Source organism: Kitasatospora viridis (assembly GCF_007829815.1).
Lineage (GTDB): Bacteria > Actinomycetota > Actinomycetes > Streptomycetales > Streptomycetaceae > Kitasatospora > Kitasatospora viridis.
Window position 1 is genome coordinate 5,078,157 of record NZ_VIWT01000001.1, and the last position, 18,180, is coordinate 5,096,336.

17 protein-coding genes are annotated in these 18,180 nt (G+C 74.0%); 9 read left to right on the forward strand and 8 right to left on the reverse strand.

Going from position 1 to position 18,180, the window contains the following annotated elements:
- Positions 1 to 14: 14 nt before the first annotated feature.
- Positions 15 to 2,552 (reverse strand): collagenase, encoded by a 2,538-nt coding sequence (locus FHX73_RS22915; protein ID WP_145906793.1) that lies wholly within the window; start codon positions 2,550 to 2,552, stop codon positions 15 to 17.
- Positions 2,553 to 2,737: 185 nt separating this feature from the next.
- Here FHX73_RS22915 and cpt point away from each other — a divergent pair, with 185 nt between their 5' ends.
- Positions 2,738 to 3,292: a chloramphenicol phosphotransferase CPT gene (gene cpt, locus FHX73_RS22920; RefSeq protein WP_211786240.1), complete on the forward strand. Its 555-nt coding sequence runs from the start codon at positions 2,738 to 2,740 to the stop codon at positions 3,290 to 3,292.
- On the opposite strand, the gene FHX73_RS22925 is transcribed toward cpt, so the two are convergent.
- The 6 genes from FHX73_RS22925 to FHX73_RS22950 all read right to left on the reverse strand — a co-directional run bounded on the left by FHX73_RS22925 (position 3,273) and on the right by FHX73_RS22950 (position 8,554).
- Positions 3,273 to 3,992 carry a MerR family transcriptional regulator gene (locus FHX73_RS22925; RefSeq protein WP_145906794.1) on the reverse strand — a complete coding sequence of 240 codons (720 nt, stop codon included), beginning with the start codon at positions 3,990 to 3,992 and terminating at the stop codon, positions 3,273 to 3,275. The two genes, cpt and FHX73_RS22925, sit on opposite strands and share 20 nt — an antisense overlap.
- A gap of 56 nt (positions 3,993 to 4,048) precedes the next feature.
- Positions 4,049 to 5,050 (reverse strand): isopenicillin N synthase family dioxygenase, encoded by a 1,002-nt coding sequence (locus FHX73_RS22930; RefSeq protein ID WP_145906795.1) that lies wholly within the window; start codon positions 5,048 to 5,050, stop codon positions 4,049 to 4,051.
- A 90-nt stretch (positions 5,051 to 5,140) separates the two neighbouring features.
- Complete coding sequence (locus FHX73_RS22935; protein ID WP_145906796.1) at positions 5,141 to 5,599, reverse strand: hypothetical protein; 459 nt, start codon at positions 5,597 to 5,599, stop codon at positions 5,141 to 5,143.
- Positions 5,600 to 5,712: 113 nt separating this feature from the next.
- Entirely contained in the window at positions 5,713 to 6,075 is a 363-nt protein-coding gene (trxA, locus tag FHX73_RS22940) for a thioredoxin (RefSeq protein ID WP_145906797.1), read from the reverse strand.
- Between the two features lie 28 nt (positions 6,076 to 6,103).
- Complete coding sequence (locus tag FHX73_RS22945) at positions 6,104 to 7,552, reverse strand: dihydrolipoyl dehydrogenase family protein (RefSeq protein WP_246213667.1); 1,449 nt, start codon at positions 7,550 to 7,552, stop codon at positions 6,104 to 6,106.
- Between the two features lie 93 nt (positions 7,553 to 7,645).
- Positions 7,646 to 8,554, reverse strand: a complete 909-nt coding sequence (locus FHX73_RS22950; RefSeq protein ID WP_170305005.1) for a lysylphosphatidylglycerol synthase transmembrane domain-containing protein — start codon at positions 8,552 to 8,554, stop codon at positions 7,646 to 7,648.
- A 226-nt stretch (positions 8,555 to 8,780) separates the two neighbouring features.
- On the opposite strand from FHX73_RS22950, the gene FHX73_RS22955 reads away from it, so the two are divergent.
- From FHX73_RS22955 to FHX73_RS22990, 8 genes are all read left to right on the forward strand, one after another.
- Positions 8,781 to 9,443, forward strand: coding sequence for a hypothetical protein (locus FHX73_RS22955; RefSeq protein WP_145906799.1), 663 nt, complete (start codon positions 8,781 to 8,783; stop codon positions 9,441 to 9,443).
- A gap of 101 nt (positions 9,444 to 9,544) precedes the next feature.
- On the forward strand, positions 9,545 to 10,369 hold the full coding sequence (locus tag FHX73_RS22960; protein ID WP_145906800.1) for a DsbA family protein: 825 nt from the start codon (positions 9,545 to 9,547) through the stop codon (positions 10,367 to 10,369).
- Positions 10,366 to 10,971 carry a vitamin K epoxide reductase family protein gene (locus FHX73_RS22965; protein ID WP_145906801.1) on the forward strand — a complete coding sequence of 202 codons (606 nt, stop codon included), beginning with the start codon at positions 10,366 to 10,368 and terminating at the stop codon, positions 10,969 to 10,971. Before FHX73_RS22960 ends, FHX73_RS22965 begins: the two co-directional genes overlap by 4 nt.
- A 109-nt stretch (positions 10,972 to 11,080) precedes the next feature.
- Entirely contained in the window at positions 11,081 to 11,827 is a 747-nt protein-coding gene (locus FHX73_RS22970; protein ID WP_145906802.1) for a DUF4232 domain-containing protein, read from the forward strand.
- Positions 11,828 to 11,939: 112 nt separating this feature from the next.
- Positions 11,940 to 12,494, forward strand: coding sequence for a COG4315 family predicted lipoprotein (locus FHX73_RS22975; RefSeq protein ID WP_145906803.1), 555 nt, complete (start codon positions 11,940 to 11,942; stop codon positions 12,492 to 12,494).
- Positions 12,495 to 12,566: 72 nt separating this feature from the next.
- Positions 12,567 to 13,109, forward strand: coding sequence for a sigma-70 family RNA polymerase sigma factor (locus FHX73_RS22980; RefSeq protein WP_281292694.1), 543 nt, complete (start codon positions 12,567 to 12,569; stop codon positions 13,107 to 13,109).
- Positions 13,106 to 13,810 (forward strand): zf-HC2 domain-containing protein, encoded by a 705-nt coding sequence (locus FHX73_RS22985; protein ID WP_145906804.1) that lies wholly within the window; start codon positions 13,106 to 13,108, stop codon positions 13,808 to 13,810. The genes FHX73_RS22980 and FHX73_RS22985 overlap by 4 nt, the downstream gene beginning before the upstream one ends.
- Before the next feature lie 51 nt (positions 13,811 to 13,861).
- Positions 13,862 to 14,515: a class I SAM-dependent methyltransferase gene (locus FHX73_RS22990; protein WP_145906805.1), complete on the forward strand. Its 654-nt coding sequence runs from the start codon at positions 13,862 to 13,864 to the stop codon at positions 14,513 to 14,515.
- Positions 14,516 to 14,537: 22 nt separating this feature from the next.
- Here FHX73_RS22990 and cobN read toward each other — a convergent pair whose 3' ends face one another.
- Complete coding sequence (cobN, locus tag FHX73_RS22995) at positions 14,538 to 18,146, reverse strand: cobaltochelatase subunit CobN (RefSeq protein WP_145906806.1); 3,609 nt, start codon at positions 18,144 to 18,146, stop codon at positions 14,538 to 14,540.
- Positions 18,147 to 18,180: the final 34 nt, after the last annotated feature.

Below are 18,180 nucleotides of genomic sequence, written 5' to 3' on the forward strand. Positions count from 1 at the left end.
TCGTTGACGCGGGATCAGTACTGCGTGCTGATCGTCACGCCGCTGAAGTCGGTCTGGGCGTACAGGCTGATGTACCGGTAGCCCGCCGTGCTGTTGGTGACGGTGAGGCTCTGGGTGGTGCCGTTGTTCTGCGAGCCGCCGGAGTTGGCGCTCGGCGTGGCCCAGGTGTCGGCGTTGTAGAACAGGTAGGCGGTGCCGGTGCCGCCGCTGCTGTTGATGCTCAGCGTGGTGGTGCCGGCCGGCAGGTAGATCCAGTAGTAGTCCAGGTTGCCCGCGGTGGCGGACTGGCCGGTCCGCTCGCAGTTGCGGTCCAGCTGCTGGGTGTTGCTGGAGGTGCACGGGGTGACGCCGCCGCCGGTGCCGCCGGAGGAGCTGACCGTGACGGACTGGCTGATGGTCGCGGTCTTGCCGTTGGCGTCGGTCACCGTGAGGCCCACGGTGTAGCTGCCGGCCGCGGCGTAGGTGTGCGACGGGTTCTGCGTGGTGGCGGTGGCGCCGTCACCGAAGTTCCAGGCCCAGGAGGAGATGCTGCCGCCGGTCTCGGTGGACTGGTCGGTGAACTGCACGGCCAGGTCGGTGGGGGCGGCGGTGAACGCGGCGGTCGGGGCGCCGCCCACCACGCAGGCGCCGGCGGCGCAGGCGTCCAGCCAGGTGTTGAAGTCGGCGTCGTAGGCGGTGCCGATCGAGTTGTAGACCGCGTAGCCGCCGGTGTAGTCGCCGGTGCGGAAGTGGCTCAGCATGTTCTGGATGACGTCCGGGTGCTTCTCGACCATGTAGCGGACGGCGAGGTAGCCCCACGGGTAGGTGCGGGTGGTGTCGCTGTTCTCGTAGGTGTTCTGGAACAGCGTGCTGAGCGCGTAGGTGTGCTTGGGCGCCTCGGCCACCGCGCCGGTGTCGGTGACGTTGCGGTAGGTGTAGGAGACGTACTCGGCGACGCCCTCGATCCACCAGACGTCCGGGACGGCGGTCTGCTGGGTGAAGTTGCCCTTCAGGTCCAGGCGGCCGTCGAGGGCGTGGGTGTACTCGTGGTTGAGGTTCCAGATGCCGGCGGTGAAGCCGTCGTTGCCGTTCTGGTAGGTCAGCGAGATCGGCTGGTTGTTGGGGTCGGTCGGGTCACCGATCAGGGTGATGCCGCCGTTGTTGGTGCTCACCCCGTAGATCCCGCCCGCGTAGGTCTGGTAGTCCTGCGGGGAGGCGAAGACCACCATCTGGAGCGTGTTCTCGTACTGGCCGGGGATCGGGCCGTTGTCCTTGACCAGGTTGTGGACGAAGCCGTCCTCGTTCTCCAGGCTGGTGCAGACGGCCGTGAGGTCGGCGGCGGTCAGGCTCTGCGCCAGGATGCTGTGCGTCGAGTCGCAGGTGTAGCTGATCGGCAGCGCGGCGGCCTTGAGCCGGGTCGGCAGGTCACAAGTGCCGTAGTAGGAGCAGTTGTTCGGGTCGTAGTAGTTGGCCATGCCGGCCAGCGGGACCCAGACGGCCGCGGTCGGGCCGCTGATCTGCGTCTGGTTGAGCAGGGCCTGGATCAGCGGCTTGACGGTGGGCGCCAGCGCCGGGTGCTCGATGAACCGCGAGGTCTCCAGCGCGGCGTTGGAGTCCAGGAACCCGTTGGTGCCGCCCAGCATCGAGAGGTGGTTCTGCGCGAACGAGTCCAGGGTGTTGATGATGCTCGGGTCGGCGGTCACCGCGGCGACGTAGTCGGGGTTCTGGTGGCCCCGGAAGATCGGGGTGAAGACGCTGTTCGCGAAGTTCACCATGTACCAGGACGAGTCCCAGGCGCTGGTGTAGGCGTTCAGCACCTGCTTGTAGGTGTTGAGGTAGTGCGCCTGGAGGTTGGCGGAGTCGCTGAGGATCATCGCCTCGCCGGCCACCTGGCCGTTGCCGTCGCTGTCGTCCAGGAAGTGCGGGCTGGCCACCAGGGTGTCGAGGGCGGCCTGCACCGCGCTGGTCAGCGCGGCGGAGTAGGCGGGCACGTCGGTGGGGTTGTTGTACTGCACGTAGTAGCCGGCCTGGAGGAAGTAGGCCAGCTGGAAGATGCCGGTGGAGTTGTCACCGGCGTACGAGGCGGCGGCGGCCTGCAGGCCGTTCGCCACCGCGGTCATCTGGCTCTCCTTGAACACCGCGGTGGCGTCGCTGCCGGTGAGCGGGAAGAGCGAGCTGATGCAGTCCTGGGTCGAGCCCTCGATGTAGCTCACCAGGTCGGCGCCGGTGCGGCCGCTGAAGTCGGCCGGGGTGCAGGAGGTGGCGGCCCGGGTGGCGGCCCCGGCCCGGGCGGCGAGCCGGGGCGCGGGCGCCTTGGGGGCGGCGGACTGCGGGGAGTGCGGGGGCAGCAGGGCCGGCGCGAGGCGCTGGTTCTGGGTGGCGGCGTTGGTGTTCGCGCCGAGCGCGCTGCCGGTGGGGGGTATCGCGGTGCTGGGGCGGGCCGGGCTCACCTGGTGGGCGGTCGTCGCCGTGGGGGCGGCGGCGAAGCTCGGGGTGGCGGCGAAACCCGCGACGGCCGTGCTCGCGGCGGCGAGCACAGCCATGATTTTCGGCAGCCGGAATGGCTGACGCATCGTCACTCCTCGGTGGGGGTCGAGTGGATGCGCCTCGGTGAGGGGAGGGGGACGAGGCGACTGACGAACCGTCTCACGGGGTCGTCCACGGATCAATGAGGTATGACATAGCACATGGCGCGCTCCTGCCATATCACTGTGAAAATCCGGTGCGTCACGTTCACCGTTCGTGATCGGATGGCCGGATGACCCACCGCGTGATCGTGCTCAACGGCGGCTCCAGCACCGGCAAGACCACCCTGGCCAGGGCCCTGCAACAGGTGCTGCCCGAGGCCTGGTTGTGGATCGGCGTGGACGCCTTCGTCGAGGCGCTGCCGCCGGCCCTGCAGGACTCGACCGAGGGCCTGGAGGTCGCGGCGGACGGCGCCGTCACCGTCGGCGCCCGGTTCCGGGAGCTGGAGGCGGCCTGGATGGCCGGCGTCGCGGCGATGGTCCGGGCCGGTGCCAAGGTGGTGATCGACGAGGTCTTCCTCGGCGGCGCGGCCTCCCAGCAGCGCTGGGCGCGGGCGCTGGACGGCCTCGACGTGTTCTGGGTCGGCGTGCGCTGCGACCCGGCCACCGCCGCCGCCCGCGAACTCGCCCGGGGCGACCGGGCGCCGGGCATGGCGGCGGGTCAGGCCGAGCTGGTGCACCGGGGCGTGCGCTACGACCTGGAGGTGGACACCACCGGAGACCGGCCCGCCGCAGTGGCCCGGGAGATCGCCGAGCGGGCGGGGCTGCTCACGCTTCGTCGGGCGTAGCCGCGTCGTGCTCGGCCAGCTGCTCGGCGAGCGAGCGGTGGAACGCGGTGACCAGCGCCTGGGTCAGCAACGGCTCGATCCGACCGGTCAGTTCGCGCATCCGCTCGACCTCGGCGTCCGACGGCGAGCCCTCCCGGAACGGCTTCCAGACGGTCTCCCGGAAGAGCCGGTGCAGCTCGCGCGCGGTGGCCTCGGTGTGCAGCCGGACCGCCGCCCGGGTCGACAGGATCGCCTCCAGCGGGATCGGCAGGTCCAACACCCTGGCCCCCAGCGGCAACAGGCCCGGATCGACCCGGAACACCTCCGGCCGCTCGGTGCGGTGCAGCGCGCCCATCGCCACCAGCCGGTCCAGGTCGGCCGCGCTGAGCTGCCGGCCGACCCGCCGGGAGAGCTGCTCGACGTCCGCCTGCTCGGCGCTCTCCGGGGTCCAGGCGGCCACCAGCGCACGGTGGATCGCCAGGTCCAGCGAGCCGATGTCGGCCGGCAGCTGGGCCAGGTACCGCTCGATCGCGGCGAGGGTGAGCCCCTGCCGCTGCAACTCCTCGATCAGCTCCAGCCGGTCCAGGTGCTCCGCCCCGTACCAGCCGACCCGGCGCGGACCCAGCTCAGGCGGCGGCAGCAGGCCCCGCCCGCTGTAGAAGCGCAGCGTCCGCACGGTCACCCCGGCGCGGGCGGCGAGTTCGTCAACGGTCAGACGCAACGGTGCTCCTGGTGGGACAGTCCTGCTGTGACACTAGCAGTGCCGTCCCCGCCGGATCAGGCGTGCGCGTAGTAGCGCCGGGCCACTTCGGGATGGGCCCGGGCGTACCCCTTCAACTCGTTCCAGCCGAAGTCGGCGTAGAGCGGGTTGGCCGGATCGTCGGTGGCGCCCGGCGCGCGGTGGGCGTGCGGGAAGTCCAGCGGGGCGATGTGGGCGTCGAGGCGCGGGTTGTAGAAGAACGGCGCCGAGAAGCGCTCGGCCCCGCCGGGCGGGCTGACCACCCGGTGGCTGGTGGCCTTCAGGTAGCCCTCGGTGGCCACCTCCAGCAGCTCGCCCAGGTTCACCACGAAGGCGCCGGGCAGCGGGGGCACGTCCAGGAAGCCGCCGTCGGGGCGCTCCACCTGCAGACCCGGCACGCCGTCGGTGAGCAGCAGGGTGAGGAAGCCGTAGTCCTTGTGCGCGCCGACGCCCTGGCCCGCGCCGTCGGGGGCCGCGCCCGGGTAGCGGACCAGCTTGAGGTGCAGGGCCGGGCGGTCGGCGAAGGCCGGGTCGTAGAAGTCCGGGCGGGCGCCGATCGCGTTCAGCAGCTCGTGCAGCAGCCGGTGCGCGACCGCGCCCAGCCGGTCCAGCCAGCGCAGCGCCGCCTCGCGCAGCTCGGGCAGCGCGGCGGGCCACTGGTTCGGGCCCTCCAGCAGCCAGTAGGCGGGCTCGCCCGGAGCGGGCGGGTGGGCGGGCAGCTCGGGGCCGATGTCCAGCTGGTCGCGCCAGTCGCTGCGGCCGCCGGTGCGCTCGGCCCCGGTGCGGGTGTAGCCGCGGAAGTGCGGGGAGTTGAGGTTGCTCAGGGCCAGCCGGTCGGCCTCCGGCAGGGCGAAGAAGGCGTGCATCGCCGCGGTCAGCCGGTCGGTGTCCGCGGCGGGCACGCCGTGGCCGACCAGGTGGAAGAACCCCACCTCGGTGGCGGCGCGGTGCAGGGCGGCGAGGAAGACGTCGCGCTGCTCGGGGGTGCCGTCGGCGGTGGAGAGGTCGACGACCGGGAGGGTGTCGTGCTGTGCGGACATGCGGGCGGCCTCCGCTCGGCTTCGGCCCGGCCGGTCGTGGGGCGGTGCCCGCACGACCGGGGCACGGATGTTCGTGGGTCCTACCTGTGATTATCCGTTCCGAAGATCGTCGATCACCAGGTCGGCGAGGCGCAGCTGGTAGTTGACCTGGGTGGTGGAGCCGTCGCCCCAGTCCTCGGTGAGGTACACGGTGGTGTGCCCGGCGCCGCTGTCGCCCTGGGCGACGGACCAGCCGACCGGGGTGTTCTGCGCCCGGAAGACCGGGTCGGCGTTGTTGTCGGCGGCCCACTGGTCGAGCTGGCCGTTCAGGTAGTCGGTCAGGTACTGCCGGCGGACGTCGTAGGCGCCCGCCGGGTCGCCGTTCAGGATGTCGTCGCGGTACGCGCTGAAGAAGTGGTCGACCTGGAGCTCGGCCGGGGTCAGCGCCTGCTGGCTCTGGGAGGCCTGCGGCCCGGCGGTGGTGTCCGCGGCGAGCGCGGGGGCGGGGGCCAGCAGACCGGCCAGGGACAGCGCGAAGACCGCCGCGGTGGCGGTACGGAGTCGGATCATGACAAGCAGTCTGCGAGGTCCTGGTGACGCTCCGTCTACGACGCGCTGACGCCCCGTCGGAAGTCGATCGGGTCGACTTCCGACGGGGCGTCAGGTGGGCGCCTGAGGGCGGATCAGTTGTTCTCGGCGGCGATCTTGGCGCGCACCTCGTTCATGTCCAGCCCGCGGGCCTGCTCGATCAGGTTCTCCAGGGCCGGCGCCGGCATCGCCCCGGCCTGCGAGAAGACCAGGACGTTCTCCCGGATGATCGCCAGGGTCGGGATCGAGGTGATGCCGAAGGCGGCGGCCAGCTCCTGCTGGGCCTCGGTGTCGACCTTGCCGAAGACCAGGTCGGGGTTGGCGGTGGCGGCCTTGTCGTAGACCGGCGCGAACTGCCGGCACGGCCCGCACCAGCCCGCCCAGAAGTCGATGAGGACGAAGGAGTCCTCGTTGACGACCTCGTCGAAGTTGTCCTTGGTCAGCTCAACCGTAGTCATGGCGGCTTCAACCAGGCCGCTGCCGGGGCTATTCCGCCGCCTCGTCGCGCAGCGTCTCCAGCAGCCGCAGCCAGATCTCGCTGATCGTCGGGTAGGCGGGCACCGCGTGCCAGAGCCGGTCGATCGGCACCTGGCCGGCCACCGCGACGGTCGCCGCGTGCAGCAGCTCCCCGACCCCCGGGCCGACCAGGGTCGCGCCCAGCACCACCCGGCGGTCCCGGTCCACCACCAGCCGGGCCCGGCCCTGGAAGTCGTCGGCGGCCAGCGAGGCGCCGGCCACCTGGCCGATCTCGTAGTCCGCCACCGCCACCCGGTGGCCGGCCCGCTCCGCCTGCTCGGCGGTCAGCCCGACCGCCGCCACCTCCGGCTCGGTGAAGACCACCTGCGGCACCGCCGCGCCGTCCGCGGTCGCCGCGTGCGGGCCCCAGGGCCCGTCCGCCAGCGGCCGGCCGGCCGCCCGGGCGGCGATCACGGCGCCGGCGATCCGGCCCTGGTACTTGCCCTGGTGGGTGAGCAGCGCCCGGTGGTTGACGTCCCCGGCCGCGTAGAGCCAGCCGCCCGGCACCCCGAGCACCGTGCAACTCTCGTCCACCGGCAGCCAGTCGCCGTCCCGCAGGCCCACGCTGGCCAGGCCCAGGTGCTCGGTGCGCGGCGCCCGGCCGGTGGCGAAGAGCACCTCCTCGGCCACCAGCGGTTCGCCGTCCGCCAGTTCCACCGTCACCTGCGGCCCGTCCCGGCGCACCGCCACCGGCACGGCGGCGAACCGCACCTCCACCCCGGCCGCCCGCAGCCCGGCCGCGACCAGCGCCCCGGCGAACGGCTCCAGCTTCGGCAGCAGCGCCCGCCCCCGGACCAGCAGCGTCACGGTCGCGCCCAGCGCCCGCCAGGCGGTGGCCATCTCCACCCCGACCACCCCGCCGCCGACCACCACCAGCCGGGCCGGCACGGTCGGCCAGCTGGTGGCCTCCCGGCTGGTCCACGGCCGGGCGTCGGCCAGGCCCGGCAACTCGGGCAGCACCGCCCGGCTGCCGGTGCAGACCGCGACGGCGTGCCGGGCTGTGAGCACCCGCTCCGCGCCCTCCGGGGTGCGCACCAGCACCCGCCGTTCGCCGTCCAGCCGCCCGATGCCGCGCACCAGGTCGACCCCGACGCCGTCCAGCCAGGCGACCTGGCCGGCGTCCTTCCAGTGCGAGGCGAAGGCGTCCCGCCGGGCCAGCACCGCGCTCGCGTCCAGCTCGCCGGTGGCCGCCTCCCGGGCGCCGGCCACCGCCCGCGCGGCGGCCAGCGCGGCCGGTGGGCGCAGCAGCGCCTTGCTCGGCATGCAGGCCCAGTACGAGCACTCGCCGCCGACCAGCTCGCGCTCCACGACGGCGGTGCGCAGGCCCGCGGCCCGGGTCCGGTCCGCCAGGTTCTCGCCGGTCGGGCCGGCGCCCAGCACGATCACGTCGTACTCGGTGGTGCTGTTCCGGATCGTCACCGGGCTGCTCCTCAGTGCGTGGTTGAGGTTGGGTCAACCCATCCTCGGGCAGCGCGGGTCCGACGGGGAGTCAGGGAGCTGTGTGTCGGCCCGTCAGAGTGCTTTGTTGCGCTGCAGGATGCCGAAGGCCAGCCAGCCCGGCAGCACCGGGAGCAGCACGGTGATGATCCGGAAGAGCACCACGGGGCCGATGGTGTTGCCCAGGCCGGTGGTCTCGGCGAGCAGGGCGGCAGTGGCCAGCTCCACCCCGCCGAAGCCGGCGGGGGTGGGCACCGCCGAGCCGATCGCGTTGCCCAGCAGGTAGGCCACGGCGACGGTGGCGAAGCTCGGGTGGCCGCCGGTGGCCCGGACGCAGCAGTAGAGGGAGGAGACCAGGGCCATCGAGATCAGCACCTGGCCGATCACGCCGACCGCCAGGTGGCGCGGGTGCCGGGCGAGCTGCCAGAGCCGGCTGAGCGCGCCCTCGGTGAGCGGCACCAGCTTGCGCAGCGCCCAGCGGCGCAGGGTCGGCGAGACCAGCAGGGCCAGCACCAGCAGCACCAGCACGGCCAGGCTGGCGATCAGCACCCAGCCGATGATCGTGTTGTCGGAGGAGCGGTGGTCCGGGCGGAAGCCGGTCAGCCAGAGGAAGAAGGCCAGCTGGCCCAGGTGCAGCACCAGGCCGATCAGCGCACCGGCGCCGACGCTGGAGGCCGCCGGTCCGGGGGCTATCCCGGCCCGCAGCAGCAGCCGGGTGTTCAGCGCCACCCCGCCGAAGCCCCCCGGCGCGACGAGCCTGACGAAGGAGCCCGCGAGCTGGGCCAGCGAGGCCCGGCCGAAACCTATCCGCTCCGGCACGAAGCCGAGGAAGCCCATGGTCGCCGCCGGGTAGCTGGCCGCCGCGGCCAGCACCGCCAGCAGCATCCACCCCTGGTCCACGCCCTCCACCAGGTGGACCGGATCCACCGACGACTGGGTGCCCTGGAGGTAGACCAGCGCGGCGAAGACCAGCACGGCCGTCACGGTGATCATGGTCCGCGGCCGGAGCCAGGCAGGCCGGCGGGCGGTCGAAGTCTGCGGTGTCCCCCTTGTCACCGGTGAATGGTTTCACGGGGGAAACCTGCGGCGCTTACTCCTCAGGTATGACTTCGGGTTGGCCCCGAGGAGTACCGGGGGTGGATTCGCGAGCGGCCCGCAGGCGCCTCGATCCTTATCCGGGCCTCACCTGCCCATGACATACTCCGGTGCCGTGACCACCTGCCGAACGACCCGGATGCTGCGGGCGCTGCTCTTCGCCGCGCTCGCCGTTCCGCTGGCCGCGGCGGCCCAGGTGGTGGTCACCGGACGCCCGCTGCCGCTGACCGTGCTGGCCGGAGCCGCCGTCGCGGTCTTCGCCGGCGCACTGCTCGCGGCCGGCGCCGAGCGCGGCTTCACGCAGATCGCCGCGCTGCTGCTGCCGGTGCAGCTGCTGCTCAACACCACCTTCAACCTCGGCCAGGACACCTGTGGCGCGGCGCCCGGCGCCACCCACCACGGTCCGTCCCGGGGGCTGGACCTGATGGTCTGCGGAGGCGGCCAGGTGGGCGGCGGGCAGGGCGTGCTCGACGTGGCGCCCGCCGCGCTGGAACTGCTGCTGCTCACCGTGCACCTGGCGATCGCGCTGCTCGGCGCGCTCTGCCTGCGGCTCGCCGAGGCCGCCTTGGTGCGGGTGCCCGACCTGGTCGCCGCGCTGGCCCGGCTGGCCGGCCGGCTGCTCGGCCTGCTGTCCCTGCTGCTCGCCCCGCTGCCGGTCCGCCCGGCGCCCGCGGTGCCGCTGCCCGAGCCCCGGCCGGAGCACGCGCCCACCGAGGACCTGCCGCTGGCCCGGGACCGCCGCCGCGGACCCCCGGCGTCCTTCGCGCTCGCTGCCTGAGTCTCCTTCCTCGTAGGGGGACGGGCCGGGAGCGCCGACGCCCACACCTCCGCAGCGACCAGCGCCGGTGCCGACGACCCGGCGCGGACGGGACACCCACCATGAGCAGCACCACCCCCAACGCCAACAAGAAGAAGCCCACCGCCGCCGAGCAGCAGGCCGCCCGCCGCGAGCGGCTGCGCCAGGCCCAGCTGGCCGAGGAGAAGCAGCAGCGCCGGAACAAGATCGTGATCGCCGGCTCGGCGGTCTTCGCGCTGCTGCTGGTCGGCGGCATCGGCGCGGCGGTCGTCACCAGCGGCTCCGACCACAAGTCGGGCGGCTCCGCGGCGAGCAGCGCGCCCGTGGTCACCCCGGCCAACGCGAGCGGCCCGGGCGGCACCGTGGTCACCTACGGCAAGGCCGACGCCCCGCACACCCTGGACGTCTACGAGGACTTCCGCTGCCCGATCTGCAAGAAGTTCGAGACCACCAACGGGCCGCTGGTGCAGCAGCTGGCGGACGCCGGCGACTACAAGATCAACTACCACCTGGCCGCCTTCCTCGACGACAACCTGGGCGGCAAGGGCTCGATCAACGCGCTGGCCGCCGCCGGCGCGGCGCTCAACGAGGGCGTGGACCAGTTCAAGAAGTTCCACGACGAGCTCTACGCCAACCAGCCCGCCGAGACCACCGACGGCTTCGGCGACACCAACAAGCTGCTCGACCTGGCCGGCCAGGTGCCCGGCCTGAAGACCGACGCCTTCACCTCCGCCGTGCAGGGCAAGACCTACCTGCCGTGGGCCCAGAAGGTGGCCGCCGCCTTCGACGACAGCGGGGTCACCGGCACCCCGACCATGAAGTTCGACGGCAAGGCGCTGAACCTCTTCGACAGCGCCGGCAACCCGGTGAGCGCGGACGACTTCAAGAAGCAGGTGGGGGCGCAGTGACCCCGGCCGAGCGGGCGGCGCCCGGGCGGGCGTACGGCTGGCTGCTGGTGGTGGCCGGGGCGATCGGGCTGGCCGCCTCGGCGGTGCTGACCGTCGACAAGATCCGGCTGCTGGAGAACCCGGGCTACGTGCCCAGCTGCAACATCAACCCGATCATCAGCTGCGGCTCGGTGATGCGGACCTGGCAGGCCTCGGTCTTCGGGTTCCCCAACTCGCTGCTCGGCCTGGTCGGCTTCGCCGTGGTGGTCGCCTCCGGCGCCGGCCTGCTGGCCGGGGCCGCCGCGCGGCGCTGGTACTGGCTGGGGATGCAGCTCGGCACGCTGTTCGGCGTGGTGCTGGTGCACTGGCTGATGGGGCAGACGCTCTACACGATCGGCGCCGTCTGCCCGTACTGCATGGTGGTGTGGGCGGTGACCATCCTGCTGTTCTGGTACACCACGCTGGCCAACCTGCGCAGCGGGGCGATACCGGTGCCGGCGCGGCTGCGGGTGGTGGTGCGGGAGGTGGCCAGGTACCACTGGGTGGTCCCGGTGCTCTGGTACACCGTGATCGCACTCCTGGTGCTCAACCGGTTCTGGTACTACTGGCGCACGCTGCTCTGAGCCTGACGGGCCGTCACGGGGGTGCCCGGGTTCTGCAACAGCCGTGTCCCGGGAGGGGTGCGGCGGGCGGGCCCGGGCATACGGTCGGTCAGTGGGAAGGAGACCCCGCATGTCGCCGAAGCTCGCCGCCGCGGCCGCCCTGTTGGTGGGCGGCCTCGCTCTGACCGCCTGTTCCTCGTCCGCCGCGCCCGCCCCCGGGCGGGCCGCCCAGCCGCCGTCCTCCGCCGCCGCCACGGGGGGCGGGGCGCCGTCCACCGGTGGGGCGCCGTCCGACGGCGGGTCCGCGTCCACGGGTGGATCGTCCACGGGCGGGTCGTCCACCGGCGGGTCGTCCACCGGCGGGTCCTCGTCCACGGGCGGCGGCAACCCGACCGCCTCGGCGGTCGGCTCCACCACGGGGGGCTCGTCCGGCACGGGGGGCTCGACCGCCGCGCCGAGCGCCGCCGAGTGCACCGCGAGCCAGCTCACCGTGGCGCAGACCAACCCCTCGGTGGGCGCCGGGCAGTACTACTCCACGCTGACCTTCACCAACACCTCCGGGCACACCTGCTCGCTGACCGGCTACCCGGGCGTCTCCTACGTCCCGCAGGCGAACGGGCAGTCCGGCAACCCCGCCGCCCGCACCGGCGACCCGTACCGCACCGTGACGCTGGCCCCCGGCGGCACCGCGCACGCCGCCTTCCACGACGCCAACGGCGTCAGCGGCTACGACCCCGGCCAGTGCGCGCTGGCCCCGGCCACCGGGCTGAAGGTCTACCCGCCGGACCAGCGGACCGCGCTCTTCCTGCCCTGGCAGACCGAGCACTGCACCGGCCCGAGCATCCACGCGGCCACCATCGGCCCGATCACGGGCTGAACCGGGCAACCGGGCGGAAAAAGGCGCGGCGGACGGTTGAACGGTGCCGCCCACGGGTGCGTACCCCCTGGTGAGCCGCTGGGGAGCGGCACCCATGGACGGGAGAAGCACCATGTCCTCCACCATCCGCCGGGCCGGACTGCTGGCGGCCTCCGGAGCCGCGGTCCTGGCCTTCGCCACCGCCTGCGGGTCGAGCGGCAGCACCGCGAGCGCGCCCGCGAGCCCGTCGCCGACCAACTCGGCGCCGGCCACCCCGATGCCGAGCGAGCCGAGCAACGCCACCGTCAAGGTGGCGAGCAACGGCACGCTGGGCCAGATCGTCACCGACGGCAACGGCTTCACGCTGTACCGCTTCGACAGTGACACCAACAGCCCGCCCACCTCGAACTGCACCGGCAGCTGCGCCGCCACCTGGCCCGCCGCGACCGTCACCGGCCAGCCCAGCGGCAGCGGCGTGTCCGGCACCCTGGGCACCATCACCCGCGCCGACGGCAGCAAGCAGCTCACCCTGAACGGCTGGCCGCTCTACCGCTACTCCGGCGACAGCAAGGCCGGGCAGACCAACGGCCAGGGCATCGGCGGCACCTGGTGGGCCGCCACCCCGTCCGGCGGCCGGGCGATGGCGGCGAGCACCTCGCCGACCGCCCCGCCGAGCAGCGGCTACTGATGGCCGAGTGGTGGGCGCTGACGGGTGATCAGGAGTTGTCGAGGTGACGCGGTGGTGCTCCAGGATGGCCTTGTGACCGACGAACGCCGCGAAGCCCCCGGGGCCGGCACGGACGAGGAGCTGATGCGCGCCCTCTACCGGGAGCACGCCGGCCCGCTGCTCGGCTTCGTCATGCACCTGGTCGACGGCGACCGGCAGCGCGCCGAGGACGTGGTGCAGGAGACCCTGCTGCGGGCCTGGCGACACGCCGACCAGCTGACCGGGGAGCAGCACGCCTCGCTGCGGCCGTGGCTGGTCACGGTGGCCCGGCGGATCGTCATCGACAACCACCGGCGCAGCCTGGCCCGCCCGCCGGAGACCGACCCCGGCCCGCTGGAACTGCTGCCCGCCGAGGACGAGCTGGACCGGGCGCTGCGGATGATGGCGATCACCGACGCGCTCGGCGCGCTCACCCAGCCGCACCGCGAGGTGATCGTCGAGACCTACCTGCGGGGCCGTTCGGTCCCGGAGGCCGCGGCCGTGCTGGGCGTCCCGGAAGGTACCGTGAAGTCGCGGGTCTTCTACGCCCTGCGCTCGCTGCGACTCGCGCTGGAGGAACGAGGGGTGACGTCGTGACCGCGTCGGCAGAACGGGACTCGCAGGGGGAGCGGGGGGAGCCGCACCTGGAGGTCGGGGCGTACGTCCTCGGCCTGCTGGACCCGGCCGACCGGGCCGCCTTCGAGGCCCACCTGGCCGACTGCCCGAGCTGCCGGGCCGAGGTCGGGCAGCTCGGCGGGCTGGCGCCGCTGCTCGCCGAGTACGCGGCCGCCGGCGCCGAACCGGTGCAGCCGAGCCCCCGGCTGCTGGACGGCCTGCTGGCCGAGGTGGCCACTGCTCGGCGCCGGCGGAAGGTGCGGCGGCGCTGGCTGGCGGCGGTCGCGGCGGTGCTGGTGCTGGGCGGGCCGGCGATCACGGCGGCGGTGCTGGACACGCCGGCGGGCAGCAGCGCGCCGGCGGCCGTGGCGACCGCCGCCGCCACCGGCCCGGACGGCGCGCACGCCACGGTCGGGGTGGCGCCCGCCGCCTGGGGCAGCACGGTGACCCTCACCCTCGGCGGCGTGTCCGGCCCGCGCACCTGCGACCTGGTCGCCGTCTCCACCCAGGGCACCCGCCAGACGGTCACCAGCTGGGCCGTCCCGGCGAGCGGCTACGGCGCCCTGCCCGTCCTGCACACGACCGGCGGCACCGGGTTCGCCCCGGCCGCGCTGGACCACTTCGAGGTGCGGGATCTGAGCACCGGTCAGCTGCTGGTGTCGGTGGCCGCGCCGGCGCGCTGAGGCACCGTCACGCGCCGGAGAACTGTCAGTGGTCGCTGAGATGATCGCCGAATGCCCACCGAACTGAGCACCGCCATCGCCGCGTACTGGACCGCCGCCGCCCCCGACTTCGACCAGGAGGTGGATCACGGGCTGCGCGAGGAGCAGGCCCGGACCGCCTGGGCGGACCGCCTCGCCGACTGGCTGCCCGGCGAGCCGGTGCGGGTGCTCGACGCGGGCTGCGGCACGGGCTCGCTCGCACTGCTCGCCGCAGCGGCCGGGCACCGGGTGACCGGTGTGGACTGCTCGCCCGCCATGGTGGAGCTGGCCCGGGCGAAGTTCGCCGGGGAGGGCCTGCCGGGCGCCTTCCTGGTCGGCGACGCGGCCGAACCGCCCACCGGGGGCGAGCAGTTCGACGTGGTGCTGGCCCGCCACCTGCTCTGGACGCTGCCCGACCCGCTGGCCGCGCTGCGCGCCTGGGCCGGCCGGCTGCGCCCGGGCGGGCGCCTGGTGCTGGTCGAGGGCCGCTGGCGCCAGCCGGCCGAACCCGTGCCGTACGTGCCGGGTGCCGGGGCGCTGCCCTGGGGCGGCGGGGTCGGCGCCGAGCAACTGGCAGCAGCCGTGCGGGAGTTGGGCTTCGAGGCCCGGGTCGAGGACCTGACGGTCGAGCCGGCCCTGTGGGGGCGCCAGGTGGACGACGAGCGCTACGCGCTGATCACCGTCTGACGCCCCGTCAGCAAGGGGCGGGTCAGTCCTCGCCCTCCAGGTCGCCCTCCGACTCCAGGAAGGCGGCCTGGAGTTCGGCCAGCAGCTGCGGGTCCGGCTCGGCCCACAGGCCGCGCTCGGCCGCCTCCAGCAGGCGCTCGCTGATGCCGTGCAGGGCCCACGGGTTGGCCCCGGTGAGGAACTCGCGGTTCACCGGGTCGAGCACGTACTCCTGGGTGAGCCGCTCGTACATCCAGTCGGCGACCACGCCGGTGGTGGCGTCGTACCCGAACAGGTAGTCCACCGTGGCGGCCATCTCGAAGGCGCCCTTGTAGCCGTGCCGGCGCATCGCCTCCAGCCAGCGCGGGTTGACCACGCGGGCGCGGAAGACCCGGGCGGCCTCCTCGGTGAGGGTGCGGGTGCGCACCGTCTCGGGGCGGGTGGAGTCGCCGATGTAGGCGGCCGGGGCCGAGCCGGTCAGCGCCCGGACGGTGGCCACCATGCCGCCGTGGTACTGGAAGTAGTCGTCCGAGTCGGCGATGTCGTGCTCGCGGGTGTCGGTGTTCTTGGCCGCCACCGTGATCCGCTTGTACGCCGTCTCCATCTCCTCGCGGGCCGGCCGCCCGTCCAGGCCGCGCCCGTAGGCGTAGCCGCCCCAGACGGTGTAGACCTCGGCCAGGTCGGCGTCGGTGCGCCAGTCCCGGCTGTCGATCAGCTGGAGCAGGCCCGCCCCGTAGGTGCCCGGGCGGGAGCCGAAGACCCGCACGGTGGCCCGCCGTTCGTCGCCGTGCTCGGCCAGGTCGGCCTGCACGTGGGCGCGGACGAAGTTCTGCTCGTCCGCCTCCTCCTGCGCTGCGGCCAGGCGCACCGCGTCGTCCAGCAGCGCCACCACGTGCGGGAAGGCGTCCCGGAAGAAGCCGGAGATCCGCAGCGTCACGTCGATCCGCGGGCGGCCCAACTCCTCCAGCGGGACGGCCTCCAGGCCGGTCACCCGGCGCGAGGCGTCGTCCCAGACCGGGCGGACGCCGAGCAGGGCGAAGGCCTCGGCGATGTCGTCGCCGGCCGTGCGCATCGCCGAGGTGCCCCAGAGCGAGAGGCCCACCGAGGGCGGGAACGCGCCGTCGTTGTCCGCCTGGTAGCGCTCGACCAGCGAGGCGGCCAGCGCCTGCCCGGTCTCCCAGGCGAGCCGGCTGGGCACCGCCTTCGGGTCCACCGAGTAGAAGTTGCGCCCGGTCGGCAGCACGTTGACCAGCCCGCGCAGCGGCGAGCCGGACGGCCCGGGCGGCACGAAGCCGCCGCCGAGCGCGTGGATCACCGCGTCCAGCTCGTCGGTGGTGGACGCCAGCCGGGGCACCACCTGGCGGGCGGCGAACTCCAGCACCTCGGCCACTGCGGCCGGGTGGCCCTCGGCCACCTCGGCGACCTTGGAGGCGTCCCAGTCGGCGGCCTCCATCGCCTCGACCAGCTCGCGGGCCTTGGCCTCGGCCGCGTCGGTGGCGCCCAGGGTGAGCGCCGCCTCGTCCAGCCCGAGCGCCTCGCGCAGCCCGGGCAGCGCGCTGACGCCGCCCCAGATCTGCCGGGCCCGCAGGATCGACAGCACCAGGTTGACCCGCTCGGCGCCGACCGGGGCGTTGCCCAGCACGTGCAGGCCGTCCCGGATCTGGGCGTCCTTCACCTCGCAGAGCCAGCCGTCGACGTGCAGCAGGAAGTCGTCGAAGCCGTCGTCCTCAGGACGCTCGTCCAGGCCCAGGTCGTGGTCGAGCTTGGCGGCCTGGATCAGGGTCCAGATCTGGGCGCGGATGGCCGGCAGCTTGGCCGGGTCCATCGCGGCGATGTTGGAGTGCTCGTCGAGCAGTTGCTCAAGGCGGGCGATGTCGCCGTAGGAGTCGGCCCGGGCCATCGGCGGCACCAGGTGGTCGACCAGCGTGGCGTGCGCCCGGCGCTTGGCCTGGGTGCCCTCGCCCGGGTCGTTGACCAGGAACGGGTAGATCAGCGGCACGTCGCCGAGCGCCGCGTCCGGGCCGCAGTCGGCCGAGAGCGCGGCGGTCTTGCCGGGCAGCCACTCCAGGTTGCCGTGCTTGCCGAGGTGGACGATCGCGTCGGCGCCGAAGCCGCCGTCGGACTGGGCGGCCGCGATCCAGCGGTAGGCGGCCAGGTAGTGGTGCGAGGGCGGCAGGTCCGGGTCGTGGTAGATCGCCACCGGGTTGGCGCCGAAGCCGCGCGGCGGCTGCACCAGCACCAGCAGGTTGCCGGCCCGCATGGCGGCCAGCACGATGTCGCCGTCCGGGTTCTGCGAGCGGTCCAGGTAGAGCTCGCCGGGCGCCGGGCCCCAGTGCTCCTCGACCCGGGCCCGCAGGCCGGCCGGCAGGCCGGCGTACCAGCGGCGGTAGTCGGCGGCCGGGATCCGCACCGGGTTGCGGGCCAGCTGATCCTCCGTCAGCCAGTCCTGGTCGTAGCCGCCCGCGTCGATCAGCGCCTTGATCAGCGCGTCGCCCTCGTGCTCGTCCTCGGTGGGCTCCATGCCCGGGAAGCCCTCGCCCAGGTCCCAGCCCTCCGCGCCGAGGCGGCGCAGCAGCCGGGCCAGGCTGGCCGGGGTGTCCAGGCCGACCGCGTTGCCCACCCGGGCGTGCTTGGTCGGGTAGGCGGAGAGCACCAGGGCCAGGCGCCGCTCGGCCGGCGGCACGTGGCGCAGCCGGGCGTGCCGCACCGCGATGCCGGCCACCCGGGCGGCCCGCTCGGCGTCGGCCACGTAGACGGTCAGGCCGTCCTCGTCCAACTCCTTGAAGGAGAACGGCACGGTGATCAGCCGGCCGTCGAACTCCGGCACCGCGACCTGGGTGGCGGTGTCCAGCGGGGAGAGCCCGTCGTCGCTGCCCTCCCACTGCTCGCGCGACCAGGTCAGGCAGAGCGCCTGGAGGATCGGCCGGTCCAGCGCGGCCAGCGCGCCGGCGTCCCAGGCCTCCTCGTCGCCGCCGGCCTGCGCGTCGGCCGGCCGGGTGCCGCCGGCCGCCAGCACGGTGGTGACGATCGCGTCGGCCGCGCCCAGCTCGGCCAGCAGCTCGGCCGGCGCACCGCGCAGCGAGGAGCAGAAGAACGGCCGGGCCTGGCCGCCGGCCTGCTCGATCGCCCCGCACAGCGCCTCGACGAACGCGGTGTTGCCGCTCATGTGGTGGGCGCGGTAGTAGAGGACGGCGACGCTCGGGCCGTCGGTGTTCGCCGGGGTCCGCTCCAGCGGACCCCAGTCGGGCGCGGAGGCGGGCGGCGCGAAGCCGTGGCCGGTGAGCAGCACGGTGTCGGAGAGGAAGGCACCCAGCTCGGCCAGGTTGGCCGCCCCGCCGTGCGCCAGGTAGGCGTGCGCCTCCGCGGCCAGGCCGGCCGGCACCGTCGAGAGCTCCATCAGCTGGGCGTCCGGCGCCTGTTCGCCGCTGAGCACCACCACCGGGCGCGGCCCGGCCAGCAGCACGTCCAGCCCCTCCTGCCAGGCCCGCCGGCCACCGAGCAGTCGCACCACCACCAGGTCGGTGCCCTCCACCAGCTCGGGCAGGTCGGCCGCCGAGAGCCGGGCCGGGTTGCCGAGCCGGTAGGCGACCGGGCCGTCGGACGCGCGGGCCGAGAGCAGGTCGGTGTCGGAGGTGGACAGCAGCAGGATCATGCGGTGGCCTTCCTCGGGGTCCGCGCCCCGGGCT